The 15039-nt window shown below is 65.7% G+C and carries 11 protein-coding genes; all 11 read left to right on the top strand.

Features of this window, described 5'->3' with window-relative positions; genetic code table 11:
- Nucleotides 1–4 precede the first annotated feature (4 nt).
- The 11 genes from AC07PZ_RS22290 to AC07PZ_RS22240 all read left to right on the top strand — a co-directional run bounded on the left by AC07PZ_RS22290 (nucleotide 5) and on the right by AC07PZ_RS22240 (nucleotide 14994).
- Entirely contained in the window at nucleotides 5–688 is a 684-nt protein-coding gene (locus tag AC07PZ_RS22290; protein WP_495297324.1) for a type IV pilus inner membrane component PilO, read from the top strand.
- The gene (locus tag AC07PZ_RS22285) at nucleotides 685–1224 is read left to right on the top strand and encodes a pilus assembly protein PilP (protein WP_495297323.1); all 540 of its coding nucleotides are present in this window, start codon (nucleotides 685–687) and stop codon (nucleotides 1222–1224) included. Before AC07PZ_RS22290 ends, AC07PZ_RS22285 begins: the two co-directional genes overlap by 4 nt.
- A complete protein-coding gene (locus AC07PZ_RS22280) occupies nucleotides 1221–3371 on the top strand; it encodes a type IV pilus secretin PilQ (RefSeq protein WP_495297322.1) in 2151 nt (716 codons plus the stop codon). Before AC07PZ_RS22285 ends, AC07PZ_RS22280 begins: the two co-directional genes overlap by 4 nt.
- 20 nt (nucleotides 3372–3391) lie before the next feature.
- Nucleotides 3392–3967: a shikimate kinase gene (locus tag AC07PZ_RS22275; RefSeq protein WP_495297321.1), complete on the top strand. Its 576-nt coding sequence runs from the start codon at nucleotides 3392–3394 to the stop codon at nucleotides 3965–3967.
- 83 nt (nucleotides 3968–4050) lie between these two features.
- The gene (aroB, locus tag AC07PZ_RS22270; RefSeq protein ID WP_495297320.1) at nucleotides 4051–5187 is read left to right on the top strand and encodes a 3-dehydroquinate synthase; all 1137 of its coding nucleotides are present in this window, start codon (nucleotides 4051–4053) and stop codon (nucleotides 5185–5187) included.
- A 22-nt stretch (nucleotides 5188–5209) separates the two neighbouring features.
- On the top strand, nucleotides 5210–6391 hold the full coding sequence (locus AC07PZ_RS22265; RefSeq protein ID WP_495297319.1) for a deoxyguanosinetriphosphate triphosphohydrolase: 1182 nt from the start codon (nucleotides 5210–5212) through the stop codon (nucleotides 6389–6391).
- On the top strand, nucleotides 6388–6960 hold the full coding sequence (locus AC07PZ_RS22260) for a DUF1415 domain-containing protein (protein ID WP_495297318.1): 573 nt from the start codon (nucleotides 6388–6390) through the stop codon (nucleotides 6958–6960). Before AC07PZ_RS22265 ends, AC07PZ_RS22260 begins: the two co-directional genes overlap by 4 nt.
- A complete protein-coding gene (locus AC07PZ_RS22255; protein WP_495297317.1) occupies nucleotides 6957–7838 on the top strand; it encodes a class I SAM-dependent methyltransferase in 882 nt (293 codons plus the stop codon). The genes AC07PZ_RS22260 and AC07PZ_RS22255 overlap by 4 nt, the downstream gene beginning before the upstream one ends.
- A gap of 33 nt (nucleotides 7839–7871) precedes the next feature.
- A complete protein-coding gene (locus AC07PZ_RS22250; RefSeq protein ID WP_495297316.1) occupies nucleotides 7872–8567 on the top strand; it encodes a transposase in 696 nt (231 codons plus the stop codon).
- Between the two features lie 172 nt (nucleotides 8568–8739).
- Nucleotides 8740–13479, top strand: a complete 4740-nt coding sequence (locus tag AC07PZ_RS22245) for a glutamate synthase-related protein (RefSeq protein WP_495297315.1) — start codon at nucleotides 8740–8742, stop codon at nucleotides 13477–13479.
- 36 nt (nucleotides 13480–13515) lie between these two features.
- On the top strand, nucleotides 13516–14994 hold the full coding sequence (locus AC07PZ_RS22240) for a glutamate synthase subunit beta (RefSeq protein WP_495297314.1): 1479 nt from the start codon (nucleotides 13516–13518) through the stop codon (nucleotides 14992–14994).
- Nucleotides 14995–15039 lie beyond the last annotated feature (45 nt).

Here is a 15039-nt window from a genome sequence, read left to right as displayed (position 1 = left end):
GCCCATGCCGGACTCCCGCACTTCGCGCGCATCGCCCGTCAGCCTGCAAGTGGCATTGCGCCGTGCCGTCGCGCAGTTTCGCGACCTGAACACCAGCGAGCCCTGGTCCTGGCCCGCATTGCCGCGCCTGGCCCTGTTCGCCGCCATCGTGTGCCTGGTGCTGATGTTGTCGTGGCTCCTCTGGCTCACGCATGCGAATGACGAACTCGAGCGCGAGCGCAGCCGTGAGCGCGTGCTGCGCGCCGACTATCAGAAGAAAGCCGCGCAGGCTGCAAACCTCAATGCGCTCAAGAGGCAGCGTGAGCAGGTACAGCAATATGTGACGCTGCTCGAGAAGCAACTGCCCAGCAAGGCCGAGATGGATGCGCTGCTGTCCGATATCAACCAAGCCGGCTTGGGGCGCAGCCTGCAGTTCGAGCTGTTCCGGCCCGGGCAGGTGGTGATCAAGGACTACTACGCCGAGCTGCCCATCGCGCTGCGCGTGACCGGCCGATACCACGACATGGGTGCCTTCGCGGCCGACGTGGCGAACCTGTCGCGCATCGTCACGCTGAACAACCTCGCGATCACGCCGCAAAAGGACGGAAGTCTGGCGATGGACGCAACGGCGCGCACCTTCCGCTACCTCGACGAGGAAGAACGTGCGGCGCAGAAGCGCGCCAATGTCGCAGGGGTGCGCAAGAAATGAAACGGCTGTGTGCGGCATGCATCGCCGTGTCTGCTGCCTGCTTGAGCGCGTGCGGCAATTCCGACCAGGACGAGCTGCGGCAATGGGTTGCGGAGCAGCGCGTGCAGGTGCGTTCCGCCGTCGCGCCCATCATCGAGCCCAAGCGATTCCTGCCGCAGCCTTATGCAGATGATGGCCGGCTGGAGCCATTCGACCTCTTGAGGCTCACGCAGGCGCTGCGCCGCGATGCCGTGCAACCCCAGGCTTCCGCGCTCCTGGCCCCGGAACTCGTTCGCCGCAAGGAGGCGCTCGAGAGCTTTCCGCTGGACACGATGGCGATGGTCGGCAGCCTCAGTCGAGGCGGCCAGCCCGTGGCGTTGGTCAGCGTCGACAAGCTGCTCTATCAAGTGCGCGTCGGCAGTTACCTGGGACTCAACTACGGCCGCGTCAATCGCATCACCGAATCCGAGGTGTCATTGCGCGAAATCGTGCAGGACGCCGCGGGTGAATGGGTCGAACGCATGGCAACGCTCCAGTTGCAAGACAGATCGAAATGAACCAAGAAAAATCATCGGCTGGGCGATGGGTGCGCACCGCCGGCCTGTGCGTTGCGGCCATGTTCGCTGCCTTCGCTCACGCGCAGAACGCGCTGGAAGCCGTCACGAGCTCGATGCAGTCCGGTGCCGAAGTCGTTCGCATCGATCTGTCGCAAGAGCCGGCCGTGCTGCCGACGGGCTTCGTGATCCAGTCGCCGCCGCGCATCGCATTCGATTTCCCTGGTGCCTCGAATGCCATCGGCCGTTCTGTCATCGACATGAACCAGGGCAACCTGCGGTCGGTCAACGTGGTGGAGTCCGGTGGACGAACACGTCTCGTGCTGAATCTGAAGCAGCCCACGGCATACCGGACCGAGATCCAGGGGCGCTCCGTGGTGGTCTCGCTGGAACCGGCTGTTCGTCCCGCGCTGTCCACGTCCGCGTCGGCGGGCTTTGCGGAGAATCGCAACCGCGACGCATTGCCCCTGCGTGACGTCGACTTTCGCCTGGGCCGTGAGGGCGCCGGCCGCGTGATCGTCGACCTCGCCAATAGCCAGGTCGGCGTGGACATCCGGCCGCAGGGCAAGGCCCTGGTGGTCGAGTTCACCAGGTCGACGCTGCCGGAAGGCCTGCGCCGCCGGCTCGACGTGTCCGACTTCGGGACGCCAGTCCAATCGATCGGCATGCAGCAGCTGGGCGATCGCGTGCGCATGACGATCGAACCCAAGGGCGAATGGGAGCACAGCGCCTACCAGAGCGACAACCAGCTGGTGGTGGAAGTCCGGCCGCGCAAGATCGATCCGACCAAGCTGACGCAGGGCGCGGGCTACAACGGCGAGAAGCTGTCGCTCAACTTCCAGAACATCGAGGTGCGGTCGCTGCTGCAGGTGATCGCGGACTTCACCAACTTCAACGTGGTCACTTCCGATTCGGTCACCGGCTCACTGACGCTGCGGTTGAAGGACGTCCCGTGGGACCAGGCGCTCGACATCATCATGCAGGCCAAGAACCTGGGCATGCGCAAGAACGGCAGCGTGCTGTGGATCGCACCCAAGGAAGAGATCAACGCCAAGGAGAAGCTGGAGTTCGAGGCGCAGGCCGCGATCCAGAACCTCGAGCCGTTGCGCACCCAATCCTTCCAGCTCAACTACACCAAGGCGGTGATGATTGCGCAGGGCCTGACAGGCGTTTCCACGCCCGGCGCTGCGGGCGGCGGCGGCGTGTCGACCGGTTCTGGGGCTGGCTCCGGCGCGGCGGGCAATGCGGCGCGCATCCTGAGTCCGCGTGGCAGCGTGATCGCCGAGGCGCGCACCAACCAGCTGTTCGTGTCCGACATTCCGTCGCGCCTCGCGCAGGTGGCCGACCTGATCCAGAAGCTGGACGTGCCGGTGCGCCAGGTGCTGATCGAGGCGCGGATCGTCGAGGCCACCGACACCTTCAGCAAGTCGCTGGGTGTCAAGCTTGGCGGCGGCTTCCTCAACACGCGTTCTTCCGTGGGCGTGACGCCGTCGGTCACCTCGACCACCACCGATGGCGTGACTTCGTTGACCTCCACCAGTGCGTATTCCAACACCAGCTTCGTCAACCTGCCGGCCACCAGCACCTCCGGCGATGTCGGCACGTTTGCGCTGTCGCTGTTCAATTCGAGCCTGACGCGCATGCTCAACCTGGAGATCTCTGCGCTCGAGGCCGATGGCAAGGGCAAGGTGGTGTCGAGTCCGCGGGTGGTGACGGCCGATCAGACCAAGGCGCTGATCGAGCAGGGCACCGAGCTGCCGTACCAGGTTGCAACGTCCAGTGGCGCGACCTCGATCGCTTTTCGCAAGGCCAACTTGAAACTCGAGGTCACGCCGCAGATCACCCCGGAGGGCAACATCATCCTGTCGCTCGACGTCAACAAGGACACGGTCGGCCAGGCGACCACGGCGGGCTTCGCGATCAACACCAAGCATGTGCAGACCGAGGTGCTGGTCGAGAACGGGGGGACGGTGGTGATCGGTGGTATCTTCGAACTCACCGAAAGCAACGACGAGTCGCGCGTGCCGGTGCTGGGTGAGGTGCCGGTGGTCGGTGCCTTGTTCCGCACACGCAACCGGGTTGCCAATAAAACCGAAATGCTCATTTTTATCACCCCGAAGATGATCACCGACCGCAACGCCGCCCGCTGAGGCGCGGCGTCTCGATTCCCGTGGCGGTCGCACTCGTCGGCTTGCCCGGCGCCGGCAAATCAGCAGTAGGCCGGCGGCTGGGGCAACGTCTCCAGCTCCCTTTCATCGACACCGATCACGTGATCGAGCAGCGCATCGGCTGCACGATCCGCGACTACTTCGAACGCCATGGCGAAGCCGCCTTCCGCGACGTCGAGCAGGCGGTGATCGCCGAGCTCGCATCGACGCGCGATGCGATCGTGGCCACCGGCGGCGGCGCCGTGCTGCGCGAGGCCAACCGGCATTGCCTGACCGGTAATTTCCATGTGCTCTATCTGCGCTCGTCGCCGGAAGACCTGTTCCGGCGCCTGCGGCATGACGTCAAGCGGCCGTTGTTGCAGGTCGCCGATCCGCTCGGACGCCTGCACGAGCTGCACGGCGTGCGCGATCCGCTCTACCGGGAAGTCGCGCATGCGATCGTCGAGACGGGCCGGCCGCCGATCTCGACGCTGGTCAACATGATCCTTTCGCAGCTGGAGCTGGCGGGTGTCGTGCGATTGCCGGCGCAGGCCGACATCCTGGTCGAGCCGGACGAGCCCGCGTCGACGGACGACTGATCCGCCGGCCGATCCATCGGGCGATGCCGCCATCGAAGCGCGGCGCGCAGTTCGTGTCCGGGCGAGCCCCTAAACTCGCAGCCATGCCAGTGCCCGCCTCTTCCACGTCCCAAGGTCTTCAGAATTCCCGGGTTCCGCCGGTCCGCGTCGACATTCCGCTCGGCGACCGGAGCTATCCGATCCTCATCGGCAACGACCTGTTGGGCGATGCGGGCAGCTACGACGCGGTGCCGTCGGCGGCGAGCGCGCTGATCGTGACCAACACCACGGTGGCGCCGCTCTATGCACAGGCGCTGCAACAGGCCATCGCCGGCCGCTATCGCCGAGTGGACGTGCTGGCGCTGCCGGACGGCGAAGTTCACAAGAACTGGGAAACGCTGAACCTCATCTTCGATGCGCTGCTCGGCCACGGCAGCGATCGAAAGACCGTGCTGTTCGCGCTGGGCGGAGGGGTGGTGGGTGACATGACCGGTTTCGCCGCCGCTGCTTACATGCGCGGCGTGCCTTTCGTGCAGGTGCCGACCACGCTGCTGGCGCAGGTCGATTCGTCGGTCGGCGGCAAGACCGCGATCAACCATCCGCTCGGGAAGAACATGATCGGCGCCTTCTACCAGCCGCAGCTGGTGCTGTGCGACCTGGGCACGCTGTCGACGCTGCCGGCGCGCGAGCTCAGCGCGGGGCTGGCCGAGATCATCAAGTACGGGCCGATCCATGACATGGCGTTCCTCGCCTGGATCGAAGAGAACATCGGCGCGCTGGTGGCGCGCGATCCGGCGGCGCTGGCCCACGCGGTCAAGCGCAGTTGCGAGATCAAGGCCTTCGTGGTCGGCCAGGACGAGCGCGAGGCCGGCCTGCGCGCGATTCTCAATTTCGGTCATACCTTCGGCCATGCGATCGAATCCGGCCTCGGTTACGGCGAATGGCTGCATGGCGAGGCGGTCGGCTGCGGCATGGTGATGGCCGCCCACCTGTCGCAGCGGCTCGGTGGCGTCGACGGCGCTTTCGTCGACCGGTTGACGCGGCTGATCGAGCGCGCCGGCTTGCCGATCGTCGGACCGGCGCTGGGGGCCGACCGTTATCTGGAGCTCATGCAGATCGACAAGAAGTCCGAAGGCGGCGAGATCCGCTTCGTGGTGATCGACAAGCCGGGTTCGGCCGCGGTGCGCGGCGCGCCCGATGCGGTGGTTCGCGAGGTACTGGCGCAATGCTGCGCTGCCTGAGTCGCCACGGACGCGCCACCCGATGAGCCTCGCGCCTTACGCCAGCCAGCCTGCGCAGTCGCGCGGCCGTCGCTTTCCGGAGCCGCCGGCGCCGACGCGCGACGCCTTTCAGCGCGACCGCGACCGCATCGTCCATTCGACCGCCTTTCGCCGGCTGGTCTACAAGACGCAGGTCTTCCTCAATCACGAAGGCGACCTGTTCCGTACGCGGCTCACCCATTCGCTCGAGGTGGCGCAGCTCGGCCGGTCGATCGCACGGTCATTGCAGCTCAATGAAGACCTGGTCGAGGCGATCGCACTGGCACACGATCTCGGCCACACGCCTTTCGGCCACGCGGGGCAGGACGCACTGAACGAATGCATGGCGGTGCACGGCGGCTTCGAGCACAACCTGCAAAGCTTGCGCGTGGTCGATGCACTCGAGCATCGCTATCCGCAGTACGACGGCCTGAACCTGAGCTTCGAGACGCGCGAGGGCATCCTGAAGCATTGCTCGCGCGCCAACGCCGAGCGCATCGAGGCGGAGGAGCCCGGCGGCGTCGGCCGGCGCTTTCTGGACCGCACGCAGCCCGGCCTGGAGGCGCAGCTCTGCAATCTGGCCGACGAGATCGCCTACAACGCGCACGACATCGATGACGGCGTGCGCTCCGGGCTGATCGGCATCGATCAACTGGCCGAGGTGGAGCTGTTCGAGCGCTACCGCCGCGAGGCCGTGGCCGAGCATCCGCAGTTGAGCGGCCGGCGGATGCTGTACGAGACGATCCGGCGGATGCTCAGCGCGCAGGTCTACGACGTGATCGATGCGACGCGTGCCGCCATCGACGCCGCCGCGCCGAGCGACGCCGATGCCGTCCGCCAGGCGCCACCGCTGGTGCTGTTCAGCCACGCGATGCGCCAGCAATCGAGCGCGCTCAAGCGCGTGTTGTTCCGCGATCTCTATCGGCATCCGCAAGTGACGCAGACCACGGGACGCGCGCAGGTCGTCGTCCGCGAACTGTTCGCCGCCTACCTCGGCGACATGCGAGAAATGCCGGAGTCCTTTGCGGAGCGCGCCGATACGCCGCGCGCCGTGGCCGACTACATCGCCGGCATGACCGACCGTTACGCCATCCGCGAGCACGAGCGCCTGACCGGTCAGACCTGGGACACGCTGCCCTTCGAAGCTGCACGGCAACAAGACCCGACAGGCGAGGAGGACGCGTGAGCGCGACGACAATCGACGCCGCGCAAGCCGAGGCCGACACGCGGCACTGGCTGGAACGGGCGGTGATCGGGCTCAACCTGTGTCCGTTCGCCAAGGCGGTGCATGTCAAGCGGCAGGTCCACTACGCCGCCTACCTCGACACCGACCCGGCGCAACTGATCGACGCACTGCTGGCCGAAGCCCGTGCGCTCGTCGCGCTCGATGCGTCCGTGCGCGACACCACCCTTCTGATGGCACCGAACACCTTGGCTGATTTTCTGGACTTCAACGATTTCACCGCCCGCGCGGAACGCCGTCTCGCGCGCGCGGGTTTCGATGGCGAGCTGCAACTGGCGAGTTTCCATCCGCAGTTCCAGTTCGGCGGCAGCGAGCCAGACGGCATCGCGAACGCCACCAACCGGGCGCCGTATCCCACGCTGCACCTGCTGCGCGAAGACAGCGTGAGCCGTGCGGTCGACGCCTTTCCGGAGGCCGAGGCGATCTTCGAGCGCAACATCGAGGTGATGGAGACGCTGGGCGCAGCCGGCTGGGCGGCGTTGAACGTCGGGCCGGGAGGCTCTGCACGATGAACAAGGTACTCAAGGCAAGCAAAGCGATGAAGGCCGAAGCGGATGTCCTGCAGGAGCTGCGGCCCGGCCAGTCGATCGAATTGCTCAAGGAACTGCACATCCTCACGCGCGAAGGCCGGTTGAACCAGGATTCGCGCCGCAAGCTCAAGCAGGTCTATCACCTCTTCCAGTTCATCGAGAAGCTGCTGCGGGAACTGCCGGGAGAAGGGAAGGGCGCGACGCTGGCCGACCATGGTGCCGGCAAGTCCTATCTCGGCTTCATCATCTACGACCTGTTCTTCAAGGCGCTCGGCGCGGACGGCGCCGCTGGCCATGTCTACGGCATCGAGACCCGCAGCGAGCTGATCGAGCGCTCCCGCGTGCTGGCCGATCGTCTCGGCTTCGACCGCATGTCCTTCCTGAACCTCACGGTGGCCGAATCGACCCATGCACAGGAGCTGCCTGCGCAGATCGACGTCGTGACGGCGTTGCATGCCTGCGACACCGCGACCGACGACGCCATCGCCTTCGGCCTCGAGAAGAAGGCGAAGTTCATGGTGCTGGTGCCTTGCTGCCAGGCCGAAGTCGCGGCCTGCCTGCGCGAGAGCAAGGCGCTGTCGCTGTCGCGCACGCCGTTGGCCGAGCTGTGGCGGCACCCGCTGCACACGCGCGAGATCGGCAGCCAACTGACCAACGTGCTGCGCTGCCTGTACCTCGAAGCGAGCGGCTATCAGGTCACCGTGACCGAACTCGTCGGCTGGGAGCACAGCATGAAGAACGAACTCATCATCGCGCGCCGAACCGGCCACGCGAAAGCCAGCGCCGCCGAGCGGCTGCGCGCGCTGCTCGACCAGTTCGGGCTGGTGTCGCTGATGGACACGCGCTTCCGCCTGCACTGAGGCGCTCGACTCGCCCCACCCGCGGACATTGCCATGGCTCGACTGCCGCGACTCACGCTGGCCAACGCACCGCACCACGTGATCCAGCGTGGGAACAATCGGCAGGCCGTGTTCTTCGAGCCTGCCGATTACGAACGGATGCTTGCGCTGATGGCCGAGCAGGCGCCGCGTTTCGGTGTCGCGCTGCATGCCTATGTGCTGATGGAGAACCACTTCCACCTGCTGGCGACGCCGTCGACCGACGACGGGCTGCCGAAATTCATGCAGGCGGTCGGGCGCAGCTACGTGCGCTGGTTCAACGACCGGCATGGACGCAGCGGGACGCTGTGGGAAGGCCGCTACCGCGCGACCGTGCTGCAGGCGGAGCGCTACTTGATGACCTGCATGGCCTACATGGACCTGAATCCGGTCCGCGATGGCCTGGTGGCGGAGGCGCGCGACCACGTGTGGTCGAGCCACCGCCACTACGCCGGCCTGAAGAGCGATCGTCTGGTGACGCCGCATCCGCTGTATTGGGCGCTCGGCAATACGCCCTTTGCGCGGGAGGCGGCCTACGCCGACTTGGTGCGAGCCGGCATCGGCCGCCGCGACCAGACGGTGCTGACCGACGCAACGCTGCAGGGCTGGGCGGCCGGCGATGCGGACTTCGTGCAGGCGCTTCAGGCGTCGACGCCGCGACGGCTGACCAAGGCGCGCGCAGGACGTCGTCCAAGTACGCCACAGAGTTGATTCTTTGGTTTGCAGCGAAGCAGGCCGAGAACGATTTTCATCTGTCCCCAAATAAAATTCGAACAAAATAGTTGGGAATTAAATGGAATCTGACCCCTATTAAAATGCTTGGCATTGTTTGTGCAACGCAATATGCTCCGGATCCCTGCGAAAAAATGAAGGAGTGCGCCCCATGACAACGGATGCCGAAATCCAGTACCTCGAACAACACGGGTTGTATTCGTCCGCCAATGAGCACGATGCCTGCGGCCTCGGCTTCGTGGCGCATATCAAGGGCGAGAAGCGTCACGACATCGTGACCCAGGCGCTCAAGATCCTCGAGAACATCGACCATCGCGGGGCGGTGGGTGCCGACAAGCTGATGGGCGACGGCGCCGGCATCCTGATCCAGATTCCCGATGCGCTCTATCGCGAGGAAATGGGCAAGCAGGGCGTGACGCTGCCGCCTTACGGCGAATACGGCGTCGGCATGATCTTCCTGCCGAAGGAGCATGCCTCGCGCATGGCCTGCGAACAGGAAATGGAGCGCGCGATCAAGGCCGAAGGCCAGGTGCTGCTGGGCTGGCGCGACGTGCCGGTCAACCGCGAAATGCCCATGTCGCCGGCCGTCAAGAAGACCGAGCCGATCCTGCGCCAGGTCTTCATCGGCCGCGGCAACGACGTGATCGTGCAGGACGCGCTGGAGCGCAAGCTGTACGTGATCCGCAAGACCGCCAGCGCGAACATCCAGAACCTGGAGCTCAAGCACAGCAAGGAATACTACGTTCCGAGCATGTCGAGCCGCACGGTGGTCTACAAGGGCCTGCTGCTGGCCGATCAGGTCGGGACCTACTATTTCGATCTGCAGGACGAACGCTGCATTTCGGCCATCGGGCTGGTGCATCAGCGCTTCTCGACCAACACCTTCCCGAAGTGGCCGCTGGCCCACCCGTACCGCTATGTCGCCCACAACGGCGAAATCAACACGGTGCGCGGCAACTACAACTGGATGAAGGCACGCGAGGGCGTGATGTCGTCGCCGGTGCTCGCCGCCGACCTCAAGAAGCTGTACCCGATCAGTTTCGCCGGTCAGTCCGACACCGCCACCTTCGACAACTGCCTCGAACTCATGACCATGGCCGGCTACCCGATCAGCCAGGCCGTGATGATGATGATCCCCGAGCCGTGGGAGCAGCACAGCAACATGGACGAGCGGCGCCGCGCGTTCTACGAATACCACGCCGCGATGATGGAGCCGTGGGACGGCCCGGCTTCGATCGTGTTCACCGATGGCCGCCAGATCGGCGCGACGCTCGACCGCAACGGCCTGCGTCCGTCGCGTTACTGCGTGACCGACGACGACCTGGTCATCATGGCGTCGGAGTCCGGCGTGCTGCCCGTGCCCGAGCAGAAGATCGTGCGCAAGTGGCGCCTGCAGCCCGGCAAGATGTTCCTGATCGACCTCGAACAGGGCCGCATGATCGACGACGACGAGCTCAAGGCCAACGTCGTCAACACCAAGCCCTACAAGCAGTGGATCGAGAACCTGCGCATCAAGCTCGACAGCGTCGATGCGCCGGCCGTTGCCGCGCCGGTCAGCGCCGTGTCGCTGCTCGATCGCCAGCAGGCCTTCGGCTACACCCAGGAAGACATCAAGTTCCTGCTGAGCCCGATGGCGCAGGCCGGCGAGGAAGGCATCGGCTCGATGGGCAACGACAGCCCGCTGGCCGTGCTGTCGAGCAAGAACAAGCCGCTCTACAACTACTTCCGCCAGATGTTCGCGCAGGTCACGAACCCGCCGATCGATCCGATCCGCGAAGCGATCGTGATGTCGCTCAACAGCTTCATCGGCCCGAAGCCGAACCTGCTGGACATCAACCAGGTCAACCCGCCGATGCGGCTTGAAGTGAGCCAGCCGATCCTCGACTTCGCCGACATGGCGAAGCTGCGCAACATCGAGCAGCACACGCAGGGCAAGTTCCGCTCGACCACGCTCGACATCACCTACCCGGCCGACTGGGGCCGTGAAGGCGTCGAGGCCAAGCTGGCGTCGCTGTGCGCCGAGGCGGTCGACGCCATCAAGAGCGGCAGCAACATCCTGATCGTCAGCGACCGCGGCGTCGGCCCGACGCAGGTCGCGATCCCGGCGTTGCTCGCATCGAGCGCGATCCACCAGCATCTGGTGCGTGAGGGCCTGCGCACGACGGCCGGCCTGGTGGTCGAAACCGGCAGCGCCCGCGAGGTGCATCACTTCGGCGTGCTGGCCGGCTACGGCGCGGAAGCCGTGCACCCGTACCTCGCCATGGAAACGCTCGCCGCGATGCACGCGGACCTGCCGGGCGACCTGTCGGCCGACAAGGCGATCTACAACTACGTGAAGGCGATCGGCAAGGGCCTGTCGAAGATCATGTCCAAGATGGGCGTGTCGACCTACATGTCCTACTGCGGCGCGCAATTGTTCGAGGCCATCGGCCTGAACAACGACACGATCGGCAAGTACTTCTCCGGCACGGCGAGCCGTGTCGAGGGCATCGGCGTCTTCGAGATCGCCGAGGAAGCGCTGCGCATGCACGCGGCCGCGTTCGGCGACGACCCGGTGCTGGCGAACATGCTGGACGCCGGCGGCGAGTACGCCTGGCGCACGCGCGGCGAAGACCACATGTGGACGCCCGACGCGATCGCCAAGCTGCAGCACAGCACGCGCGCCAACAACTGGAGCACGTACAAGGAATACGCGCAGATCATCAACGACCAGAGCCGTCGCCACATGACGCTGCGCGGCCTGTTCGAGTTCAAGATCGATCCGTCCAAGGCGATCCCGGTCGAGGAGGTCGAATCGGCCGCCGAGATCGTCAAGCGCTTCGCGACCGGCGCGATGTCGCTCGGCTCGATTTCGACCGAGGCGCATTCGACGCTGGCCGTGGCGATGAACCGCATCGGCGGCAAGAGCAACACGGGCGAGGGCGGCGAAGATCCGGCGCGCTATCGCAACGAGCTGAAGGGCATTCCGGTCAAGGTCGGCGACACGCTCAAGAGCGTGATCGGCGACGCCAACGTCGAGGTCGACCTGCCGCTGCAGGCCAACGACTCGCTGCGTTCGAAGATCAAGCAGGTCGCGTCGGGCCGCTTCGGCGTCACGGCGGAATACCTGAGCTCGGCCGACCAGATCCAGATCAAGATGGCGCAGGGTGCGAAGCCCGGCGAAGGCGGGCAGCTGCCGGGCGGCAAGGTCACCGAATACATCGGCAAGCAGCGCTACTCGGTGCCGGGCGTCGGCCTGATCTCGCCGCCGCCGCACCACGACATCTACTCGATCGAGGATCTGGCACAGCTGATCCACGACCTGAAGAACGTCGCGCCGCACGCCAGCATCAGCACCAAGCTGGTCAGCGAAGTGGGTGTGGGCACGGTCGCCACCGGCGTGACCAAGTGCAAGAGCGACCACCTGGTGATCGCGGGCCACGACGGCGGCACGGGCGCTTCGCCCTGGTCGTCGATCAAGCATGCCGGCGGCCCCTGGGAAATCGGCCTGGCCGAAACCCAGCAGACGCTGGTGCTGAACCGTCTGCGCGGCCGCGTGCGCGTGCAGGCCGACGGCCAGATGAAGACCGGCCGCGACGTCGCGATCGGCGCGCTGCTGGGTGCCGACGAGTTCGGTTTCGCGACGGCGCCGCTGATCGTCGAAGGCTGCATCATGATGCGCAAGTGCCACCTGAACACCTGCCCGGTGGGCGTGGCCACGCAGGACCCGGTGCTGCGCAAGAAGTTCTCGGGCAAGCCCGAGCACGTCGTCAACTACTTCTTCTTCATCGCGGAAGAGGTGCGCCAGATCATGGCCCAGCTGGGCATCCGCAACTTCAACGACATGATCGGCCGCGCCGACCTGCTCGACATGAAGAAGGGCATCGCGCACTGGAAGGCCAGCGGCCTCGACTTCAGCCGGCTGTTCGCACTGCCGAACGTGCCGGACGACGTGCCGCGTTTCCATGTCGAGAACCAGGACCATGGTCTGGAGCACAACCTCGACACCAAGTTGATCGAGAAGTCGCGCGCTGCCATCGACAAGGGCGAGAAGGTCCAGTTCATCGAGGTGGTGCGCAACGTGAACCGCACGGTCGGTGCCAAGCTGTCGGGCGCCCTCACGCGGGTGCATCCGGAAGGCCTGCCGGACGATTCGATCCGCATCCAGCTCGAAGGCACCGGCGGCCAGTCGTTCGGCGCCTTCCTGGCGCGCGGCATCACGCTGTACCTGATCGGCGATGCCAACGACTACACCGGCAAGGGCCTGTCGGGCGGACGCATCGTGGTGCGCCCGAGCCTCGACTTCCGTGGCGAAGCGGCACGCAACACCATCGTCGGCAACACGGTGATGTACGGCGCGACCACCGGCGAAGCGTACTTCTGCGGCGTGGCCGGCGAACGCTTTGCCGTGCGCCTGTCGGGTGCCACGGCGGTCGTCGAAGGTACCGGTGACCACGGCTGCGAGTACATGACCGGCGGCACGGTCGCCGTGCTCGGCAAGACGGGCCGCAACTTCGCGGCCGGCATGAGCGGCGGCGTCGCCTTCGTCTACGACGAAGACGGCCAGTTCGCGTCGCGTTGCAACCTGTCGATGGTGTCGCTCGAAAAGGTGCTGACGACCGCCGAGCAGACGGCGTCGATCAAGCGCTCGATCTGGCACAACGGCGTGACGGACGAAGTCCAGCTCAAGAAGCTGCTCGAAGAGCATCACCGCTGGACCGGCAGCAAGCGCGCACGCGAGCTGCTGGACGACTGGACCACGGCCCGTACGAAGTTCGTCAAGGTGTTCCCGAACGAATACAAGCGCGCGCTCGCCGAGATCCACGACCGCAAGATGGAAATCGCCAGCAGTGGCAACAACGCGCAGGCCGGCCTCGAGCCGAAGGCCGTGCGTTCGCCGGCTGCCGTCTGATCGCCCCGACACCAGAATCAAGAACAGGACAGCACGATGGGAAAAGTCACCGGCTTCATGGAGTACGAGCGCATCGAGGAGGGCTACAAGCCGCCACAGGAGCGCCTGAAGCACTACAAGGAATTCGTGGTCGGCCTCACGCCCGAGCAGGCGAAGGTGCAGGGCGCGCGTTGCATGGATTGCGGCACGCCGTTCTGCAACAGCGGCTGCCCGGTCAACAACATCATTCCGGACTTCAACGATCTGGTCTATCGCAACGACTGGCAGAACGCCTTCGCGGTGCTCGACTCGACCAACAACTTTCCGGAATTCACCGGCCGCATCTGCCCCGCGCCCTGCGAGGCGGCGTGCGTGCTCAACGTGAACGACGACGCGATCGGCATCAAATCGATCGAGCACGCGATCGTCGACCGTGCCTGGGACGAAGGCTGGGTCAAGCCGCGTGTCGCGAAGCACAAGACGGGCAAGAAGGTCGCCGTGGTGGGCGCCGGCCCGGCCGGCCTGGCCGCTGCCCAGCAGCTGGCGCGTGCCGGCCATGACGTGACGTTGTTCGAGAAGAACGACCGTGTCGGTGGCCTGCTGCGCTATGGCATTCCCGACTTCAAGATGGAGAAGTCGCACATCGACCGGCGTGTCGAGCAGATGAAGGCCGAGGGCGTGGTGTTCCGCACCGGCGTGATCGTCGGCGCCGCGAAGGATCCGCTGGGCAAGGGCTCCAAGGTGACGAACCTGGCGAAGGAAGTCGTCACGCCCGAGCAGCTCGACAAGGAATTCGACGCGGTGCTGCTGACCGGCGGCGCCGAGCAGTCGCGCGATCTGCCGGTGCCCGGCCGCGATCTCGACGGCATCCATTTCGCGATGGAATTCCTGCCGCAGCAGAACCGTGTCAATGCGGGCGACAAGGTCAAGGGCCAGCTGCGCGCCGACGGCAAGCACGTGATCGTGATCGGCGGCGGCGACACCGGCTCCGACTGCGTCGGCACCAGCAACCGCCATGGCGCGGTCAGCGTCACCCAGTTCGAACTGATGCCGCTTCCGCCGGTCGAGGAAAACCGGCCGATGACCTGGCCCTACTGGCCGTACAAGCTGCGGACCAGCTCGAGCCACGACGAAGGTTGCGAGCGCGAATTCGCGATCTCGACCAAGGAATTCATCGGCGAGAAGGGCAAGGTCACGGGCCTGAAGACCGTTCGCGTCGAATGGAAGGACGGCAAGATGATCGAAGTGCCGGGCAGCGAGCAGGTGCTCAAGGCCGACCTCGTGCTGCTGGCCATGGGCTTCGTGAGCCCGGTCGCGAGCGTTCTCGACGCCTTCGGCATCGACAAGGATGCGCGTGGCAACGCCAAGGCGTCCGTGGACTTCTCCGGCGGCTATGCGACCAGTGTGCCGAAGGTCTTCGCCGCGGGCGACATGCGCCGCGGCCAGTCGCTGGTCGTCTGGGCGATCCGCGAGGGTCGCCAGGGCGCGCGTGCCGTCGATGAGTTCCTGATGGGGTTCAGCGACCTGCCGCGTTAATACGAATGGGGGAGGCCGCTCGGGCGGCGCTCATTTATCATCGGT

The sequence above is a fragment of the Variovorax sp. GW821-FHT10B04 genome (assembly GCF_059415645.1).
The sequence above is the reverse complement of the archived record's forward strand: the minus strand, read 5'-3'. Positions and strand labels throughout refer to the sequence as shown.

Bases quoted from the DNA above. Each gene is read 5' to 3' on its own strand.
- AC07PZ_RS22245 (WP_495297315.1), top strand. From the start codon at position 8,740: ATGACAACGGATGCCGAAATCCAGTACCTCGAACAACACGGGTTGTAT.
- AC07PZ_RS22240 (WP_495297314.1), top strand. From the start codon at position 13,516: ATGGGAAAAGTCACCGGCTTCATGGAGTACGAGCGCATCGAGGAGGGC.
- AC07PZ_RS22255 (WP_495297317.1), top strand. From the start codon at position 6,957: ATGAACAAGGTACTCAAGGCAAGCAAAGCGATGAAGGCCGAAGCGGAT.
- AC07PZ_RS22280 (WP_495297322.1), top strand. From the start codon at position 1,221: ATGAACCAAGAAAAATCATCGGCTGGGCGATGGGTGCGCACCGCCGGC.
- AC07PZ_RS22285 (WP_495297323.1), top strand. From the start codon at position 685: ATGAAACGGCTGTGTGCGGCATGCATCGCCGTGTCTGCTGCCTGCTTG.
- AC07PZ_RS22265 (WP_495297319.1), top strand. From the start codon at position 5,210: ATGAGCCTCGCGCCTTACGCCAGCCAGCCTGCGCAGTCGCGCGGCCGT.
- aroB (WP_495297320.1), top strand. From the start codon at position 4,051: ATGCCAGTGCCCGCCTCTTCCACGTCCCAAGGTCTTCAGAATTCCCGG.
- AC07PZ_RS22250 (WP_495297316.1), top strand. From the start codon at position 7,872: ATGGCTCGACTGCCGCGACTCACGCTGGCCAACGCACCGCACCACGTG.
- AC07PZ_RS22290 (WP_495297324.1), top strand. From the start codon at position 5: ATGCCGGACTCCCGCACTTCGCGCGCATCGCCCGTCAGCCTGCAAGTG.